This window comes from Celeribacter baekdonensis, from assembly GCF_900102315.1.
GTDB classification, from domain to species: domain Bacteria; phylum Pseudomonadota; class Alphaproteobacteria; order Rhodobacterales; family Rhodobacteraceae; genus Celeribacter; species Celeribacter baekdonensis.
Map to the genome: position 1 here is coordinate 607,417 of NZ_FNBL01000001.1, position 14,807 is coordinate 622,223.

14 protein-coding genes are annotated in these 14,807 nt (G+C 58.0%); 5 read left to right on the forward strand and 9 right to left on the reverse strand.

Annotated elements, in window-relative coordinates; genetic code table 11:
- Positions 1–106: 106 nt before the first annotated feature.
- On the forward strand, positions 107–1,762 hold the full coding sequence (locus tag BLT54_RS03015; RefSeq protein WP_176832813.1) for a capsular polysaccharide biosynthesis protein: 1,656 nt from the start codon (positions 107–109) through the stop codon (positions 1,760–1,762).
- Here the strand turns inward: BLT54_RS03015 and ribD are convergent.
- The 6 genes from ribD to BLT54_RS03045 all read right to left on the reverse strand — a co-directional run bounded on the left by ribD (position 1,752) and on the right by BLT54_RS03045 (position 5,184).
- Complete coding sequence (ribD, locus tag BLT54_RS03020) at positions 1,752–2,852, reverse strand: bifunctional diaminohydroxyphosphoribosylaminopyrimidine deaminase/5-amino-6-(5-phosphoribosylamino)uracil reductase RibD (protein WP_074640888.1); 1,101 nt, start codon at positions 2,850–2,852, stop codon at positions 1,752–1,754. The genes BLT54_RS03015 and ribD overlap by 11 nt on opposite strands.
- A gap of 6 nt (positions 2,853–2,858) precedes the next feature.
- The gene (nrdR, locus tag BLT54_RS03025) at positions 2,859–3,326 is read right to left on the reverse strand and encodes a transcriptional regulator NrdR (RefSeq protein ID WP_009572755.1); all 468 of its coding nucleotides are present in this window, start codon (positions 3,324–3,326) and stop codon (positions 2,859–2,861) included.
- 133 nt (positions 3,327–3,459) lie between these two features.
- The gene (locus tag BLT54_RS03030) at positions 3,460–3,879 is read right to left on the reverse strand and encodes a secondary thiamine-phosphate synthase enzyme YjbQ (RefSeq protein WP_074640891.1); all 420 of its coding nucleotides are present in this window, start codon (positions 3,877–3,879) and stop codon (positions 3,460–3,462) included.
- Positions 3,876–4,364, reverse strand: a complete 489-nt coding sequence (locus tag BLT54_RS03035; protein WP_074640893.1) for a hypothetical protein — start codon at positions 4,362–4,364, stop codon at positions 3,876–3,878. Before BLT54_RS03035 ends, BLT54_RS03030 begins: the two co-directional genes overlap by 4 nt.
- Positions 4,365–4,437: 73 nt before the next feature.
- Positions 4,438–4,698 (reverse strand): hypothetical protein, encoded by a 261-nt coding sequence (locus tag BLT54_RS03040; RefSeq protein WP_074640895.1) that lies wholly within the window; start codon positions 4,696–4,698, stop codon positions 4,438–4,440.
- A gap of 90 nt (positions 4,699–4,788) precedes the next feature.
- Entirely contained in the window at positions 4,789–5,184 is a 396-nt protein-coding gene (locus tag BLT54_RS03045; RefSeq protein ID WP_074640897.1) for a winged helix-turn-helix transcriptional regulator, read from the reverse strand.
- A gap of 112 nt (positions 5,185–5,296) precedes the next feature.
- On the opposite strand from BLT54_RS03045, the gene BLT54_RS03050 reads away from it, so the two are divergent.
- Positions 5,297–6,148 (forward strand): SDR family oxidoreductase, encoded by an 852-nt coding sequence (locus BLT54_RS03050; protein ID WP_074640899.1) that lies wholly within the window; start codon positions 5,297–5,299, stop codon positions 6,146–6,148.
- A 37-nt stretch (positions 6,149–6,185) separates the two neighbouring features.
- Here BLT54_RS03050 and BLT54_RS03055 read toward each other — a convergent pair whose 3' ends face one another.
- From BLT54_RS03055 to dnaG, 3 genes are all read right to left on the reverse strand, one after another.
- Positions 6,186–6,506 (reverse strand): HlyU family transcriptional regulator, encoded by a 321-nt coding sequence (locus BLT54_RS03055; RefSeq protein ID WP_074640901.1) that lies wholly within the window; start codon positions 6,504–6,506, stop codon positions 6,186–6,188.
- A gap of 634 nt (positions 6,507–7,140) precedes the next feature.
- On the reverse strand, positions 7,141–9,138 hold the full coding sequence (rpoD, locus tag BLT54_RS03065; RefSeq protein WP_074640903.1) for an RNA polymerase sigma factor RpoD: 1,998 nt from the start codon (positions 9,136–9,138) through the stop codon (positions 7,141–7,143).
- Between the two features lie 276 nt (positions 9,139–9,414).
- Positions 9,415–11,412: a DNA primase gene (dnaG, locus tag BLT54_RS03070; protein WP_074640906.1), complete on the reverse strand. Its 1,998-nt coding sequence runs from the start codon at positions 11,410–11,412 to the stop codon at positions 9,415–9,417.
- Between the two features lie 452 nt (positions 11,413–11,864).
- Here dnaG and BLT54_RS03075 point away from each other — a divergent pair, with 452 nt between their 5' ends.
- Genes BLT54_RS03075 through BLT54_RS03085 form a run of 3 tightly spaced genes read left to right on the forward strand, consistent with a single transcriptional unit; the run spans position 11,865 to position 14,802 of the window.
- Positions 11,865–13,592, forward strand: a complete 1,728-nt coding sequence (locus BLT54_RS03075; RefSeq protein ID WP_074640908.1) for a Tad domain-containing protein — start codon at positions 11,865–11,867, stop codon at positions 13,590–13,592.
- Positions 13,589–14,134 (forward strand): TadE/TadG family type IV pilus assembly protein, encoded by a 546-nt coding sequence (locus BLT54_RS03080; protein ID WP_074640909.1) that lies wholly within the window; start codon positions 13,589–13,591, stop codon positions 14,132–14,134. The genes BLT54_RS03075 and BLT54_RS03080 overlap by 4 nt, the downstream gene beginning before the upstream one ends.
- Positions 14,135–14,145: 11 nt before the next feature.
- Positions 14,146–14,802, forward strand: a complete 657-nt coding sequence (locus BLT54_RS03085) for a TadE/TadG family type IV pilus assembly protein (protein ID WP_143026721.1) — start codon at positions 14,146–14,148, stop codon at positions 14,800–14,802.
- Positions 14,803–14,807 lie beyond the last annotated feature (5 nt).

Consider the following 14,807-nt stretch of genomic DNA (forward strand, 5'->3'; position numbering starts at 1 on the left):
CCCTATGGTCGCTCACGACCCTGACATGAGGACCGCCCCTGCTAGAGTGCAGGGGCGGCTTTTTTCTGCCCAGCCTCTGCTCATAGAGCTGTTACAGGATGCCGGATTGCCCACTCCCGAAGCAAACATCGGCATGGAACTCCCCACGGTCTTGCGTGACGCGCCCTTGGATGATGCCGCGCTTTTGAACCGGGCGCGCGATGCGATGGATTGGCTGGCAAAACTTGAATTGTGCAAATTCCCGGCGGATCAAGAGAAAATATCACATCCGAATGCACCATATGTTCTGGTTATAGATCAGGCTGACCCGGTCATCACCAGGGCCGATTTTCAGGAAATGTTGGTGTTTGCCCAGACCGAACACTTGAACAGCCAAGTTGTGATCTTGCCCTGCGAAAACGGCGTGGCGCAGCCCGACATGGCAGGTGACCGGGTCGCCCTCGCTGACCCCAAAAGCAACCCTTGGGTGCTTTTTGCCGCCGCCACCGCCGTTTACACCCACAGTTCCGGCCTTGGCTTTGACGCCATTTTCGCCGGTCACCGCCCACGCGTCTTTGGCCAGCCGTGGTATGGCGGCCTTGACCTTACCCATGACGAGGCCCCCGATCCGCATCGCTGTCGCCGTCTCACCCGCGCCCAAGCCTTTGCCGCCGCGATGCTGCTCACTCCAAACTGGCAGAATCGACATGGCACACCTTGTGCCTTTGAGGACATCCTCGCCCATCTCGAAGCCACAGGGCGCGCCCGTCGCGAGGATGCCAAAGGCTATGTCGCCAGCCATATTTTGCGCTGGAAACGTCCGTTTCTGCGTCAATATTTCGGCTCAAACGGCATCCATTTCACCGATGAGCCAGAACGCATCGCCGCCGACGTCGCCCAAGGTCGCAGACATCTGGCTTGGGGTGCTGATCCCAAAGCGGCCCTGCGGCTGGAGGATGGGTTCCTCCGCTCACGTGGCCTTGGCGCAGCCCTTGTGCGGCCCGTGTCGTTGATTTTGGACGATGACGGTATTTATTTCGACCCGACGCGCCCCTCGCGTCTCGAAACTCTGATCTCTGCGCGCACCACTCTTTCTGCCAGTGCGGCGCATCGGATTGAGCGGTTTCTCACCCGTCTCAAAGCGCTGAATCTCAGCAAATACAATGTCGGCACGGGGGCCCCCGCCCTGCCCGAAGGTCGCCGCATTCTCGTCGCCGGGCAGGTCGAAGATGACGCCTCGATCCGCCTTGGCGCGGGCGAGATTTGTACCAACCGCGCCCTGCTTTTGGCGGCGCGCGCGGCGCATCCTGAGGCGGTGATCGTCTACAAACCGCACCCCGATGTCGAGGCGGGCCTGCGCCGCGGCAAGGTGACGGATGCCGATGAGATCGCCGATGTGGTGGCGCAGTCTGCCGATCCATTATCGCTGATTGAGGCCTGTGATGAGGTCTGGACCATGACCTCGTTGATCGGGTTCGAGGCGCTGTTGCGCGACACCCCAGTGACCTGCACCGGCGCGCCGTTTTATGCCGGATGGGGCCTGACGCAGGACCTTGGCAACACTCCGGCCCGACGCACCGCACGCCCGTCACTCATGGCCCTCGCCCATGCAGTTTTGATTGATTATCCGCGCTATTTTGATCCCAAAACCGGGGTGGCGATTGCACCAGAGGAGGCTTTGGATCTTTTGGCACAAGCCTCCCAAGGCCGCAGCCACATGGTACAGGTCATGCTGGCCAAACTGCGCCAATTGCGCGCCGCGACCCTTGGCCTTAATCGGTAGGTTGTGCGCGTTTCCAATGGCTTAGAGCATCTGGTCCGAGCTGTTCGATGTGCTGCAACGCATAACGCGGCGCCTGTCGCAACCGATCAATTCCAAGTGCGCCCAGCCCCGGCATCCCCTCCGCGCCAATCGCAAGCCCGGCGGTAAACAGCGCCACATGATCGGGCAAATGCGCCCCCATCAACGAGGCCGCCAATGCCCCGCCGCCTTCGCAAAACACTCGCGTTAAACCGCGTGCGCCAAGCGCTTCAAGGCTCGCTTTGGGATCGAGTTGGCCATAGACCACAGGGGCCTCGATCAGCTCCGCGCCGAGTTCCCTCCAGACGGATTTCAGCTCGGGTGAGACATCGGGACCATGCACAAGCCAGACCGGCACCTCCTGCGCCGTGCGCGCCAGTTGCCCGCTCAAAGGCAGGTCAAGACGGCGCGACATCACCACGCGCACAGGTTGATGCGACACGCCAAGACCGCGCACGGTCAGGTTTGGATCATCGGCGCGCGCCGTGCCCGCCCCGACCAAAACCGCATCATGATTGGCCCGCATTGCATGGACGCGACGCCGCGCCATGGGGCCAGTGATCCATTGGCTTTCACCCGTCGCCGTCGCAATCCGGCCATCCCACGAGAGTGCAAGTTTCAGTGTTACCATCGGACGACCCAAAATCACCTTGGACAGGAAGCCTTCTTGCGCAGCGCGGGCCTCCGCTTCGCAGACACCCGTGGTTAATTTTATCCCCGCATTTTGCAAAAGTGCAAAGCCGCGCCCGTTCACCCGAGGGTCTGGATCGCCCAAGGCCACGACCACACGGGCGATGCCCGCCGTGATCAGCGCCTCAGCGCAGGGCGGGGTTTTGCCGTGATGGGAACAGGGTTCCAACGTGACATAGGCCGTGGCCCCACGCGCCGCGTCGCCCGCTTGGGCCAAGGCCATGGTTTCAGCATGGGGCCGACCTCCCGGCTGAGTCCATCCCCGGCCAACAACCCGGCCCTCGCGCATAATCACACAGCCGACCGCCGGGTTTGGCCAAGTGCGACCAAGCCCGCGCGCCGCCAGAGAGAGCGCGTGCCGCATGGGTCCGACATCGGGCATAAAAGCTTACTCGTCGTGCTTGCCTTCCGGGCGCAACTCACTGACAAATTTGTCAAAATCGTCTGCGGCCTGGAAGTTTTTATAAACCGACGCAAAGCGCACATAGGCCACGGTATCAATCCGCGCGAGGCTTTCCATCACGATCTCACCGATGGTTTTCGATGGGATATCCGTCTCGCCCAGGCTCTCAAGACGCCGCACGATGCCAGAGATCATCTGATCCAGACGCTCGGGTTCAATTGGGCGTTTTTGCGCGGCGATCCGGATTGAGCGCTCCAGTTTGTCGCGATCAAAATCCTCACGACGGCCATTGGTTTTCACCACCACCAGATCGCGCAGTTGCACGCGCTCATAGGTGGTAAACCGCCCCCCACAGGCCGAACAAAACCGCCGCCGCCGGATGGCGACATGGTCCTCAGCCGGTCGGCTGTCTTTCACTTGGGTATCTACATTTCCGCAAAATGGACAACGCATGTCGCGTCCCCTCTTCTGTTCACTGCCTCGTTGTTGTGGGGTCTTTGCCCCACTTATCCACAGGCACTATAGGGCGAAGCCTAGAATTTGGGTAGATCAAATTTTAACCACGACATGTGGTAGCGACATTCATTTAGCGCAGCAAGGCCACAAGCTTGCGCAGATGCGGTCGGGTGCGATGTTCGAAAAGGTAAAGCCCTTGCCATGTTCCTAGGGTCATTCGCCCCGAAATGACAGGAATTGTGATACTTGTCGGCAGCAAGGCAGATTTGATATGGGCTGGCATATCGTCCGGCCCCTCATAGGTATGGGTCAAATAGGCCATGGTGGGGTCCGTCGTCGGCGGCACCAAGCGGTGAAAAAATGCGGCGAGGTCGGTTTGGACCTCGGGGTCGGCGTTTTCCTGGATCACGAGGGAGGCGGAGGTGTGTTGGACCATCAGGGTCAACGCCGCCTCCATGGGCCCCTCCCCCGCGACCCAATGCGCCACATCTGCGGTGATCTCATACAAGCCCGGCCCATGTGTCGGGATTTCGAACAGGCGGAGGCTCATTCACAGCTCTCCTGCCAGATGAAATCCTCAAAGTTCCAGCAATAGCCCGCCGCCTCATAGGCATCCGAAAAGCTGAACACGGCGTAATTGAGACTGTCGGGGAGACATTCAAGCCGCGCCAGCTCTTCGTCGCCTTTTTCAACGATCAGCCCGGCGGACAGGTTATGATCCTCACTCAACCGATCCAATGCGCCCCAAAGGCGATAGGTCACCGCACCGTTGTGCAGGCTCAAATCCTCCCAAATCGAGCGTCCGACACCGGGCCAAGGCGTGACATTGATCTGATCGTAAGGGCGATGCAGAGCCAATTCCGGCGTCTGACCGGGACGACCAAAGCGGTAAGACACGCCCGTCTCATCGGTTTCAAGCACCACCGTTTTGCCATTGGCAAAGGCGCATTGAAACAGCGGCTCCGCCTGTGCGACAGCGCCAAAAGGCACAGCGCTTAACACCAGAACACTCCATCCAATCGAAAACCGCGCCATCTTGGCCCCTCACATAAACCTGTTCGCGGCAAATCTAACGGCGCGGGCGGCGAATGAAAATGGGGCTGTCGCGCTATTGCGCCACGCAGGTCACTGTTGCCCCCGCAGCATCCGATGAGAGCGCGGCACTGACGACCGTGGTGTCACGGACAGGAGCAAAAAACACCGCTTCAAGCGTTGCGACACAGCGATCGAGGTCTTCGGGCAGCACGGTGATGACAATGGTCTCAGGTTCGGCAAGGGCCTGCGTTTGCGCCGTCCCATCGGGCGTGGCAAGCGCAGCCCCGGCAAGGGTCAGGGTCATGGCAATCAAGGCTTTGATGGTCCAGGGCATGGCAGCTCTCCTGTGGATCTACACAGAGGAAACGCTTCAAAGGTTAATTCGGATTAAAAGCCGCCACAGCTTTCTGTGGATAACCAGATTTTAGTCCTCAGACGCCGCGAACACATTCCGGGCAGCCACAATATCAGGCATGTTATGCCCGGCCCAATCAATCATCGCATGCAGCGGCGTCAGGAAAGAGCGGCCAAGATCGGTCAGGCTATAGGCGACGCTGGGCGGTTTGGTGTCAAACACCTCACGACGCACCAGCCCGTCACGTTCCAGATCGCGCAGGCTTTGCGTCAGCATCCGTTTGGAAATATCCGGCAAGGCCCGCCCCAGCGCATTGAACCGCTGCGCACCATTCTCCAGTTCCAGCAAAATCAGCGTCGTCCATTTGGCCGCCAGATGATCCAACACCTGCCGCACCGGGCAATTTTTCGGGTCAAACCCGTCGGCTTTCCATTGTTCGATCCGGCTTTGGGTGCTGTCTCGCATTTGACGTGGTTCCCTCTGTGTGCCCTGGGACTGAAAAAGTGCCTCCTTTTCACGTCCGGCATAAGTCTCTAAGTGAGACCTATACTCATTTTCGCACTGAAAGGGAAGACACATGACAACCTATCTCGTCACCGGCGCCTCCGGCCAATTGGGCCACCGCGTCATCGACGCCCTCGCCACCCGTGTTGCCAAAAGCGACATCATCGCCTTGGTGCGCTCGGACAAAGCCGCAGAAGACTATGCCGCCAAAGGCATCGCCACCCGCTTTGGTGACTACACAGACACAACCGCGCTTGAGGCGGCCTTTGCCGGGGTGGATCGCCTGCTTTTGATCTCCTCCTCCGAAGTTGGCCAGCGCGCCGTACAGCATGGCAATGTCATCGCAGCGGCCAAGGCGGCGGGCGTGTCCTTCATCGCCTACACCTCGATCCTGAATGCCCAAGACAGCACCATGGCGCTGGCCGAAGAACACAAAGCGACCGAGGACATGTTGGCCGCCTCGGGCATTGCCCACACGCTGTTGCGCAATGGTTGGTATTCCGAAAACATCACCATGACGCTGGGCCAAGATATTGAATTAGGACAACATTTCGGGGCGGCTGGCGCGGGCAAACTCGCCACCGCCACGCGTCAGGATTACGCGGATGCGGCGGCTGTTGTGTTGGCTGGCGGCCATGATGGCGCGGTGTTGGAGCTTGCGGGCGATGAGGCCTATACGCTGGCGGAATATGCAGCGCTTGTCACTGAGCTGTCCGGCAAAGCGGTCGCCTATACCGACATGCCAGAGGCGGCATTCACCGAAGCGCTCGTCGGCGCGGGCCTGCCCGCAGGGTTTGCCGCGATCTTGGCGGATTCGGACGCAAAGGCGGCTGAGGGCGCGTTGTTTGACGGTAGCAAGACGCTCTCAAAGCTGATCGGTCGCCCGACCGAGCCGATTGCCAAGACGATCAAAGCCGCGCTCTGATCCGGCACCTCAAGACCCTGACCGTGCGCGGTCGGGGTCACATCCGGGAATCGTCAAAAATCGCATCGCCCATCTGGTCGATAAAGATTTGCGCCTTGCGCAGACTTTCCCGCCGCGCATCGTCGATGTCGCTCATGGTATCGGCCCGGATCATCATATGCGCGCGGGTCTCGCCGCCAAAATCCTTTTCGATCTTGGCCGCAATGCGATAGCCGTTCTCGGCCTTCATCGGCTCAGGAAAGATGCGGTAGTCCGTGCCGTAAAGCTCAGGCTTTGCGGTGGTTTTTTGGGTGGCTGTGGGTTTTGGCGTGCCGTCGGGTTTTGACGCACCACCAAAGAGTTTCGAGAAAAGCGACATGCGGGCCTCCTGTTTGGGGGGTAGTTTGAGGCCCCTGCCCGCGAAGTGCAAGCCGCGGATCGCCTGACCGGGGGCTGGCGATCCTAGGATAATATGGGGCAGTTTATGCCCGCCAAGCCGTTCGGACATTTGTGCGAGTCAAAACGCTCACAAAATCGCCAGACCGCCGGACGGTCAGGCGATGCGCGGCGGCCTGCGGCCTTGTTCCGCGCTCATGATCATTTAATCCAGCTTCTTAAGTGCAGCATTAATTGCATCTATCGCCACGGCACCTTCACCTTCGGGACTGCCTGCGTCTTCAATTAATTCCCTAGCCTCAGACAGGATTTCTTTGATTTCAAAAACTGTCTTTGCTCCAACATAAGGCCCCGGAGGAGGCAGCTTATCCTCTGTAAAGGCTGAGCATTTGGATAGTCACATTTTCCAGTGGAAACCTCTGCAATCCTTCCCCCGTTCACTCCGAAATAAGATGCAACGCCGTGCTGCTTGTCTCCACGATTCAACATACCCTTAACAATTTGCGTCTCCCGATATGTAAAAGCCATATTTCCCTCCAATAAAATAAGGGAATTATGCGCGATAAAGACGCAAAAGCTAGAAAAATAAAAGGCGCTCCAAAGAGCGCCTTTTAAACTTACTGATCCAAGAACGACCGCAGTTTGCGCGACCGGCTCGGGTGTTTCAGCTTCCGCAGAGCCTTCGCTTCGATCTGACGGATGCGTTCGCGGGTGACCGAGAACTGTTGGCCGACTTCTTCGAGCGTGTGGTCCGTGTTCATCCCGATGCCAAAGCGCATCCGCAGGACGCGTTCTTCGCGCGGGGTGAGCGAGGCCAAGACCCGGGTTGTGGTCTCTTTCAGGTTTTCCTGAATGGCCGCGTCCAGTGGCAGGATCGCGTTTTTATCCTCGATGAAATCGCCGAGCTGGCTGTCTTCTTCGTCGCCAATCGGGGTTTCCAAAGAGATCGGCTCTTTGGCGATTTTCATCACCTTGCGGACTTTTTCCAAAGGCATTTGCAGCTTTTCTGCCAATTCCTCAGGCGTCGGTTCGCGGCCGATTTCGTGCAACATCTGACGCCCGGTGCGCACGAGTTTGTTGATCGTTTCGATCATGTGCACAGGGATACGGATGGTGCGGGCCTGATCGGCGATGGAGCGGGTGATCGCCTGACGAATCCACCAGGTCGCATAGGTGGAGAATTTATAGCCGCGACGATATTCAAATTTATCGACGGCTTTCATCAGGCCGATGTTGCCTTCCTGAATGAGATCAAGGAATTGCAACCCGCGGTTGGTGTATTTTTTCGCGATCGAAATCACCAGACGCAGGTTGGCCTCGACCATTTCTTTCTTGGCCTGACGGGCCTCTTTTTCGCCCTTTTGCACCTGTTGCACGATGCGGCGGAATTCAGAAATATCCACACCAACGTACTGACCGACCATGGCCATTTCGGAGCGCAGTTCTTCGACTTTCGGCGTGTGACGTTCGACAAACATCTGCCAGCCACGCCCAGCCTTTTCGGCCATGCGATCCAACCAAGACGGGTCCAACTCATAGCCGCGATATTCGTCGATGAACTCTTTGCGGTTGATCCGCGCCTGATCGGCGAGTTTCACCATATTCGAGTCAATCGCCATAACGCGTTTGTTGATGCCGTAAAGCTGGTCAATCAGCGCTTCGATCCGGTTGTTGTGCAGGTGAAGTGAATTCACCAAAACCACAATCTCGGAGCGCAGTTTTTGATAGATCGCTTCCTCATTGTCCGAAAAACTGTTGTCCTCGTTCAACGTCGCAGACATCCGCAGATCCTGCATCTCGGACAGATTGGCGAAGTCTTCGGAAATGCGCGCGAGGGTCTCAAGCACCTGCGGTTTCAGCGCCGCTTCCATCGCCGCCAAAGACATGTTGGCCTGTTCGTCGTCGTCCTCATCGTCGTCATCTGTCGAGATCGGATTGCCGTCGGCGTCGTATTCCTGCGCCTTCTCTTTGCTCTCATCCTCTGAGGAAGTGCTGCTCGCGGCCAGACCGCCGACAACGCTTTCTTCGTCATCGCCATCCACGCCCGTGCCAAACGTGGCCTCAAGGTCGATCACATCGCGCAAAAGAATGTCTTCGGACAAAAGTTCGTCGTGCCAGATGGTGATCGCCTGAAAGGTCAGCGGGCTTTCGCACAGCCCCAAGATCATCGTGTTGCGACCGGCCTCGATGCGCTTGGCAATCGCGATCTCGCCTTCGCGCGACAGCAATTCGACAGAGCCCATTTCGCGCAGATACATCCGCACGGGGTCGTCGGTGCGATCCAGTTTCTCGGTCTCAGACGCCGCCATGGCGACATCGCGCGAGCCCGTGGCCTGAACCAAAGCACCGCCCTTGGCGTCGCCTGCGTCTTCGTCCTCGACCTCTTCATCTTCAATAATATTGATGCCCATCTCTGAGAGCATCGACATCACATCTTCGATCTGTTCAGAACTCACCTGTTCCGGCGGCAACACTTTGTTGAGCTGGTCGTAGGTGATGTAGCCCTTTTCACGAGCCTCAGAGATCATCTTTTTGACCGAGGTCTGGCTTACATCCAGCATGCCATCCTGATCTTGATCTTCGGTCTTGGCGTCGTCGTTGTCCTTAGCGGCCATACGGCACTCCCCTTCACGTCACTGTTGGGCCCCATCAGACGCATCGGATAGGCCCGACGCCCCTGTGGTTGACCCGCGAATCACCCCTGTCCCGAGGGCTGATCTTCGGATGAAACGAATCATGTCATGCGATTCGCCGATTCGCTACCCGAATACCCATATTTCCTTAACCATTCCTGCACCAGAGGCCACTGAACGCCGCCCCCACTTGCACAACAGATAGTGCACAGGTGCCGCATGTCATCCATACCCCGCACATCTGAGCGCAGGACGCGCTCATTTTTGCGGATTGATCTTAGACAAAAGCGCATGAAACGCCTCGCGTTCACTGCGCGACAAGGCCAACCCATTGTCAGCCACATCAAACTCGGTGCGGTCCTCCGCCTCCGCCTTGGTCGCCCGATTGCGCGCCTCGGCGGCCTGTCGCAACCGCCAGGTTAATTTTTCATCATCCGCCGCCAAAAGCGCCTCGACCCCTTCGTCCAACTCGGCCCGATAGCCGCGTCTGGCTTTGAGCTTGGTCAATTCTTCGGTCAGGCACATCTGCGCCGTGTCCGCATCGGGGCGGCGCACGGGCGGTGCGATTTGAACATGGGGATGCGACATCAAGCGATCAAGGGTCTCTTGTCCAATCATGGCGATCACATTTTGCCGCAAAGCCGCTGCGTCTGTCTCCTCGGCATGGGTCAGGATGGCATGGAGCAACGCGCCATGTTCCTCGGTGCGGGTCTGAAGCCCTTCCAATTGCGGCAAGAACTGCAAAGCCAGACCGGGGTTGCTGATCAACACGGCCAACACCACCGCTTCGCGCATCAAATCGGCGTTATTGTCATCGCCGGAGACGATCATCGAGGCCTTAAGCCCTGCGGTGGGGACTGCGGCAATCTGATAGCGGCCCTGCCCGCCCGGTCCCGGCACCCAAGCGCGTCTTGGCGCGCCGTTGCCCGCGCCATTGCCGCCCCCGCCACGCGCCCCACCATTGCCCGATCTTTGCGGACGGAACAGTTGAAAGCGCATTTCTTTGAGGATTTCGCCGTAATGGCCTTTGATCGAGGCATCTGTAATGGGCCTAATCGCATCGCGCAGCGCCTTGTCCAACGTGGCGCGCCGTTCCGGGCTGTCGAACACTTTGCCCTCGGTCTCACGCCGCCACAACAGCGTGACCATCGGCACCGCCGCGTCCAACACCTCCTGCATCGCGCCCGCGCCTTTGGTCTTGATCAAATCGTCGGGGTCCTGGCCCTCAGGCAGGATTGCAAAGCGCAGCGATTGCCCGGCCTGCAGCAGCGGCATCGCCAGATCAATCACCCGGTAGGCGGCGCGCAATCCGGCTGTGTCGCCATCCAGCGCAATCACCGGCTCCGGTGACATCCGCCACATCAGGTGCAATTGCCGCTCGGTGATCGCCGTGCCCAGTGGCGCGACCGTGGCCTCAAACCCCGCCTCCGAGAGCGCAATCACATCCATATAGCCTTCGGAGACGACCAAGGTCTGACCTTTGCCACAGGCGGCGCGCGCCGGGCCGTTGTTGTACAGGGCCGCGCCCTTATCAAACAACAACCGCTCCGGGCCGTTAAGGTATTTTGCCCGCGCATTCGGGTCCATAGCGCGACCACCAAAGGAAATCAGCCGCCCCCGGCCATCGCGGATTGGAAACACGATTCGGTCGCGGAAAAAATCATAAGGCTCGCGGCCATCGTCAGGCTTGGCGGCAACCCCGGCCTCAATCGCCAGTTCTGCCGAGATGCCCTGATCCTTGAGCGCACGCAAAAGCGCGTTGCCGTTGGGGGCAAAGCCGATCTCAAAACGATCGCGGGTCTCGGGCAACATCCCGCGCTTGTCCAGATAGGCCCGCGCCTCGGCCCCGCCCGATTGTTGCAACTGAAGCCGGAAAAACCGGTTCGCCGCCTCGTTCACCTCGGCCAGTTCGCTGCGTTTATCAGATTGCTGTTGCGCCCTTGGATCACGCTCGGGCATCGGCATCCCGGCCTCGCGCGCCAAAATCTCGATCGCTTCCATGAAGGAGACGTTCTCCGTCTCGCGCACGAATGTGATTGCGTCGCCTTTGGCGTGGCAACCGAAGCAGTAGTAAAACCCTTGTTTGTCATCGACATGAAAGGAAGCGGATTTTTCGGTGTGAAACGGGCATGGTGCCCACATGTCGCCTTTACCGGCGTTGGATTTGCGCACATCCCACATGACTTTTCGCCCGACCACATCGGTCAGTGACAGGCGGGTGCGCAGTTCATCCAAGAATCCGGGTGGCAATGACATGGGCGGCAGTATCCTCCGTCCTGCGACCAAGGTCCAGAGGGGCCGCGCATCAAGGGGATATGTCTGCGGCTCACCCGCGGGCCTGCGCTCTGACTTTCACCGTTCCCGGCGGCCAAAAGACCCATTTTTCCGCCAAAAGCTGCGCACAGACTTAACTCTGCCTTAACAACGATGAATCACTTTGTGACAAAATGGTGCGCCAAATATGGCGCTTCCAAGGCAGATTGTGGCAAAATCTTGACCACCTCCTCCGTCAGCCCTAAAAGTCCCACCCCAAAGCGCTTTGAAAGCCTGCATTTATGACCTTATCAGGGCAGAGCATTCCTCTATTTACTTTAAGTCAATGGCGGATCAACATGCTCTGGATAGGGATTGAACAAAGCACGGAAAATTCCGGCCTTTCACTATCAAACTGGGAAATGGGGGCACCGCTTTGATGAAAAGATGGTGTCATGTTAGGTATTTTTCGCGGCGATGAAATCGTCGTAGACTTGGTGAACACACAACGGGCTTCTGGCTTGGCGCAAAATGACGCCGCACGGGAGCTGCGTGGCAAAAAAGTCCTTTCTTCGCTGCGGCGTAAGGGACATCGTGGGAGCTTGCTCTCACATCTGCGTTTGCCCCACCCTGCCCTCTATGCCAAAGAGGAACAGGGGTCATTGGCTGTGTTCGGCCTGTTCACCTTTGTCATCGTGATGATTCTGGCCGGGATTGGCGTCGATATCATTCGCCATGAAACTCTGCGGACCGAACTTCAAAACACGCTTGATCGTGCTGTGCTGGCGGCCGCCAACCTTGAAAACAGTTTTGACCCCGAAGTCGTGGTCGAAGACTATTTCGCCAAGGCCGGCCTGTCGCAATATCTGACCAACGTCAAAACCGAAGTGTCCGGCCAAGGCCGCCGCGTGACCGCAACCGTGTCCGCAGACATTCCGACCTATTTCATGAAATTCGCCGCCGTCGACACTCTGTCATTGGCAAGCCATGGTGCCGCCGAGCAAGGCTTGGCCAATCTCGAAATCTCGCTTGTGCTTGACGTGTCGAATTCGATGAACAGCTCGAACCGGATTGGCAACCTGTCCATTGCGGGACAGGAGTTTGCCCAGACCATTTTCGACAATTCCGCGCCTGATGCCGTCTCCATGTCGGTGGTGCCCTATTCCACGCAGGTGAACGCGGGGCCGACCATTCTGTCGGAATTCAACGTCACAGATGCGCATAGCAATTCCTATTGCCTGAACTTCACCTCAAGCGATTTTGAAACCACGAACATCGAACCCAAAGACTATGCCGGGGCCAAATATTACCAACAAACACTGGCGTTTGACCCGTGGTATTACAATGACTTCAACCAAGGCACCATCCTGGAGGTCTGCGATCCGCATAGCTACAATCGGATTTTGCCTTTCTCGAATTCGCTGTCCGAGGTTCAGAGCAAAATCTCCAACCTGCGCGCCGACGGCAACACGTCTATTGATGTGGGTGTGAAATGGGGGGCGGCGTTGCTTGACACGTCCGCAGCCCCGCTGACCGGCGCACTGATCGCGTCGGGGGAAGTGTCCCCCTCCATGACGGGCCGCCCGGCTGTGGCCTCTGCATCGACCCTCAAAGTGATGGTGGTGATGACCGATGGTGTGAACACCACGCAATATTACATGCCCTCCAATTACCGCTCCGGCAATTCGGATATCTATCTTGCACCAGACGGCAGGGTCTCTTTCTCGGTCCGCAAAAGAACATGCAGCTATTATTCCTGCTGGTACGAAACCAAATGGTATGAACCGCAAAGCCGCAATTACTACAGCTCGGTCTATGGCGGCTCAAACGCCACGCCCCTGACCTGGCCCGAAGTGTGGCAGCGCTTCACGGTCGAAAGCCACGCCTATGCCCGCTACTATGGCTCCGGCAGCTCAAATGACTATTACTTCTGGACCGGAGCCACCCGCACGGGCGTGAGCGGCACAACCAAAAACGAGCGCCTGAACGATATTTGCACGGCCGCCAAAAACAACGGCGTTCTGATCTTTACCATCGGGTTTGAAGCCCCAAACGACGCCGAACAAGTGCTGATCTCCTGTGCTTCCTCTCCGGCGCATTACTATGATGTGGATGGTTTGGAAATCTCGGACGCTTTCGCCGCCATCGCCACGAAAGTGACAGAGCTGAGGTTGGTCGAATGAATATTCTCCGCGCCCTCAGACAGCTGTCGCGCCGCTATCGTCGCGGCGAGACTGGCAGTTCGACAATCGAATTTGTCATCGTGTTTCCGATCTTCGCGTTCATGATGATGGGCAGCTATGAGATTGGCTATTATACGGTCTCCGCCTCCATGCTGGACCGTGGTCTCGATCTGGCTGTGCGCGATGTGCGCCTGGGCACCGCCTCCAATGTCACGTTGCCTTCGCTAAAAACCGCCGTCTGCACCTATGCCCGCTATGTGCGCAATTGCGAAGAAAACCTGCACATCGCGCTCGAACCTGTGGATGCAAACAATTTCGTGCGCCCTGCCAATATCGCGGAGTGCATTGACCGAAGCCAAAACATCGCTCCCGCCACCACCTTTACCGATGGGGGCGAGAATGAACTGATGCTCGTGCGCGCTTGCGTGATTGTCGATCCGATTTTCCCGACCACTTGGCTTGGGGCCACTTTGGAAGGCACTCCGGGCTCTGGCTATGCGATGGTGTCCACCGCAGGCTTTGTCAACGAACCCAACACCTGATCGGAATGCTCATGACCTCTCTGCGCGCCCCTTTGCTGTCTCTTGCCCGTCGCTACCAGCGCGAGGACCAAGGCACATGGTCCGTCGAAGCCGTCATCATGGCACCGTTGATCATGTTCTCTTTGGTGTTTTGTTATACGTTCTTTACTGCGTTTCAGGCCAAATCCGAGGCCAACAAAGCCAATTACACGATCTCCGATTATCTCTCGCGGCAAACCGACCCGGTCACCCCGGCCTTTCTCAACGGGACCGCAGATCTCTATCGTTTCCTCAACAACTCCGGCGACATCGACATGCGCGTCTCCGAGGTCAAGTTTTCGCTCGATAGCAATGGCAACGGTTCTTATAGTCTCGTGTGGTCCTATGCCGTGGGGGATTTCTCGCCATTGACCACAAACAGCCTGTCCGATGTCGAAAACCGTTTGCCGCTTTTGGCCAATGGCGAAGAGGTGCTTTTGGTCGAAACCGTCCGCACCTGGTCACCATTGTTTGATGTGGGACTCGCGGAACTGACCTTTGCCGACGCCGTCACAACCAAACCCCGATTTGCAACACAGGTTTTGTTTGATGACGGGTCTACCTCCTCCGGGTCATCGAACACGGACACCACGGACGATCCCAACATGGACCAAGGCAGCGGCGGTCGCACATATAACAGATATTACTGATCGCT

Bases quoted from the DNA above. Each gene is read 5' to 3' on its own strand.
- ribD (WP_074640888.1), bottom strand. From the start codon at position 2,852: ATGCCCGATGTCGGACCCATGCGGCACGCGCTCTCTCTGGCGGCGCGC.
- nrdR (WP_009572755.1), bottom strand. From the start codon at position 3,326: ATGCGTTGTCCATTTTGCGGAAATGTAGATACCCAAGTGAAAGACAGC.
- BLT54_RS03030 (WP_074640891.1), bottom strand. From the start codon at position 3,879: ATGAGCCTCCGCCTGTTCGAAATCCCGACACATGGGCCGGGCTTGTAT.
- BLT54_RS03035 (WP_074640893.1), bottom strand. From the start codon at position 4,364: ATGGCGCGGTTTTCGATTGGATGGAGTGTTCTGGTGTTAAGCGCTGTG.
- BLT54_RS03040 (WP_074640895.1), bottom strand. From the start codon at position 4,698: ATGCCCTGGACCATCAAAGCCTTGATTGCCATGACCCTGACCCTTGCC.
- BLT54_RS03045 (WP_074640897.1), bottom strand. From the start codon at position 5,184: ATGCGAGACAGCACCCAAAGCCGGATCGAACAATGGAAAGCCGACGGG.
- BLT54_RS03050 (WP_074640899.1), top strand. From the start codon at position 5,297: ATGACAACCTATCTCGTCACCGGCGCCTCCGGCCAATTGGGCCACCGC.
- BLT54_RS03055 (WP_074640901.1), bottom strand. From the start codon at position 6,506: ATGTCGCTTTTCTCGAAACTCTTTGGTGGTGCGTCAAAACCCGACGGC.
- rpoD (WP_074640903.1), bottom strand. From the start codon at position 9,138: ATGGCCGCTAAGGACAACGACGACGCCAAGACCGAAGATCAAGATCAG.
- dnaG (WP_074640906.1), bottom strand. From the start codon at position 11,412: ATGTCATTGCCACCCGGATTCTTGGATGAACTGCGCACCCGCCTGTCA.
- BLT54_RS03075 (WP_074640908.1), top strand. From the start codon at position 11,865: ATGTTAGGTATTTTTCGCGGCGATGAAATCGTCGTAGACTTGGTGAAC.
- BLT54_RS03080 (WP_074640909.1), top strand. From the start codon at position 13,589: ATGAATATTCTCCGCGCCCTCAGACAGCTGTCGCGCCGCTATCGTCGC.
- BLT54_RS03085 (WP_143026721.1), top strand. From the start codon at position 14,146: ATGACCTCTCTGCGCGCCCCTTTGCTGTCTCTTGCCCGTCGCTACCAG.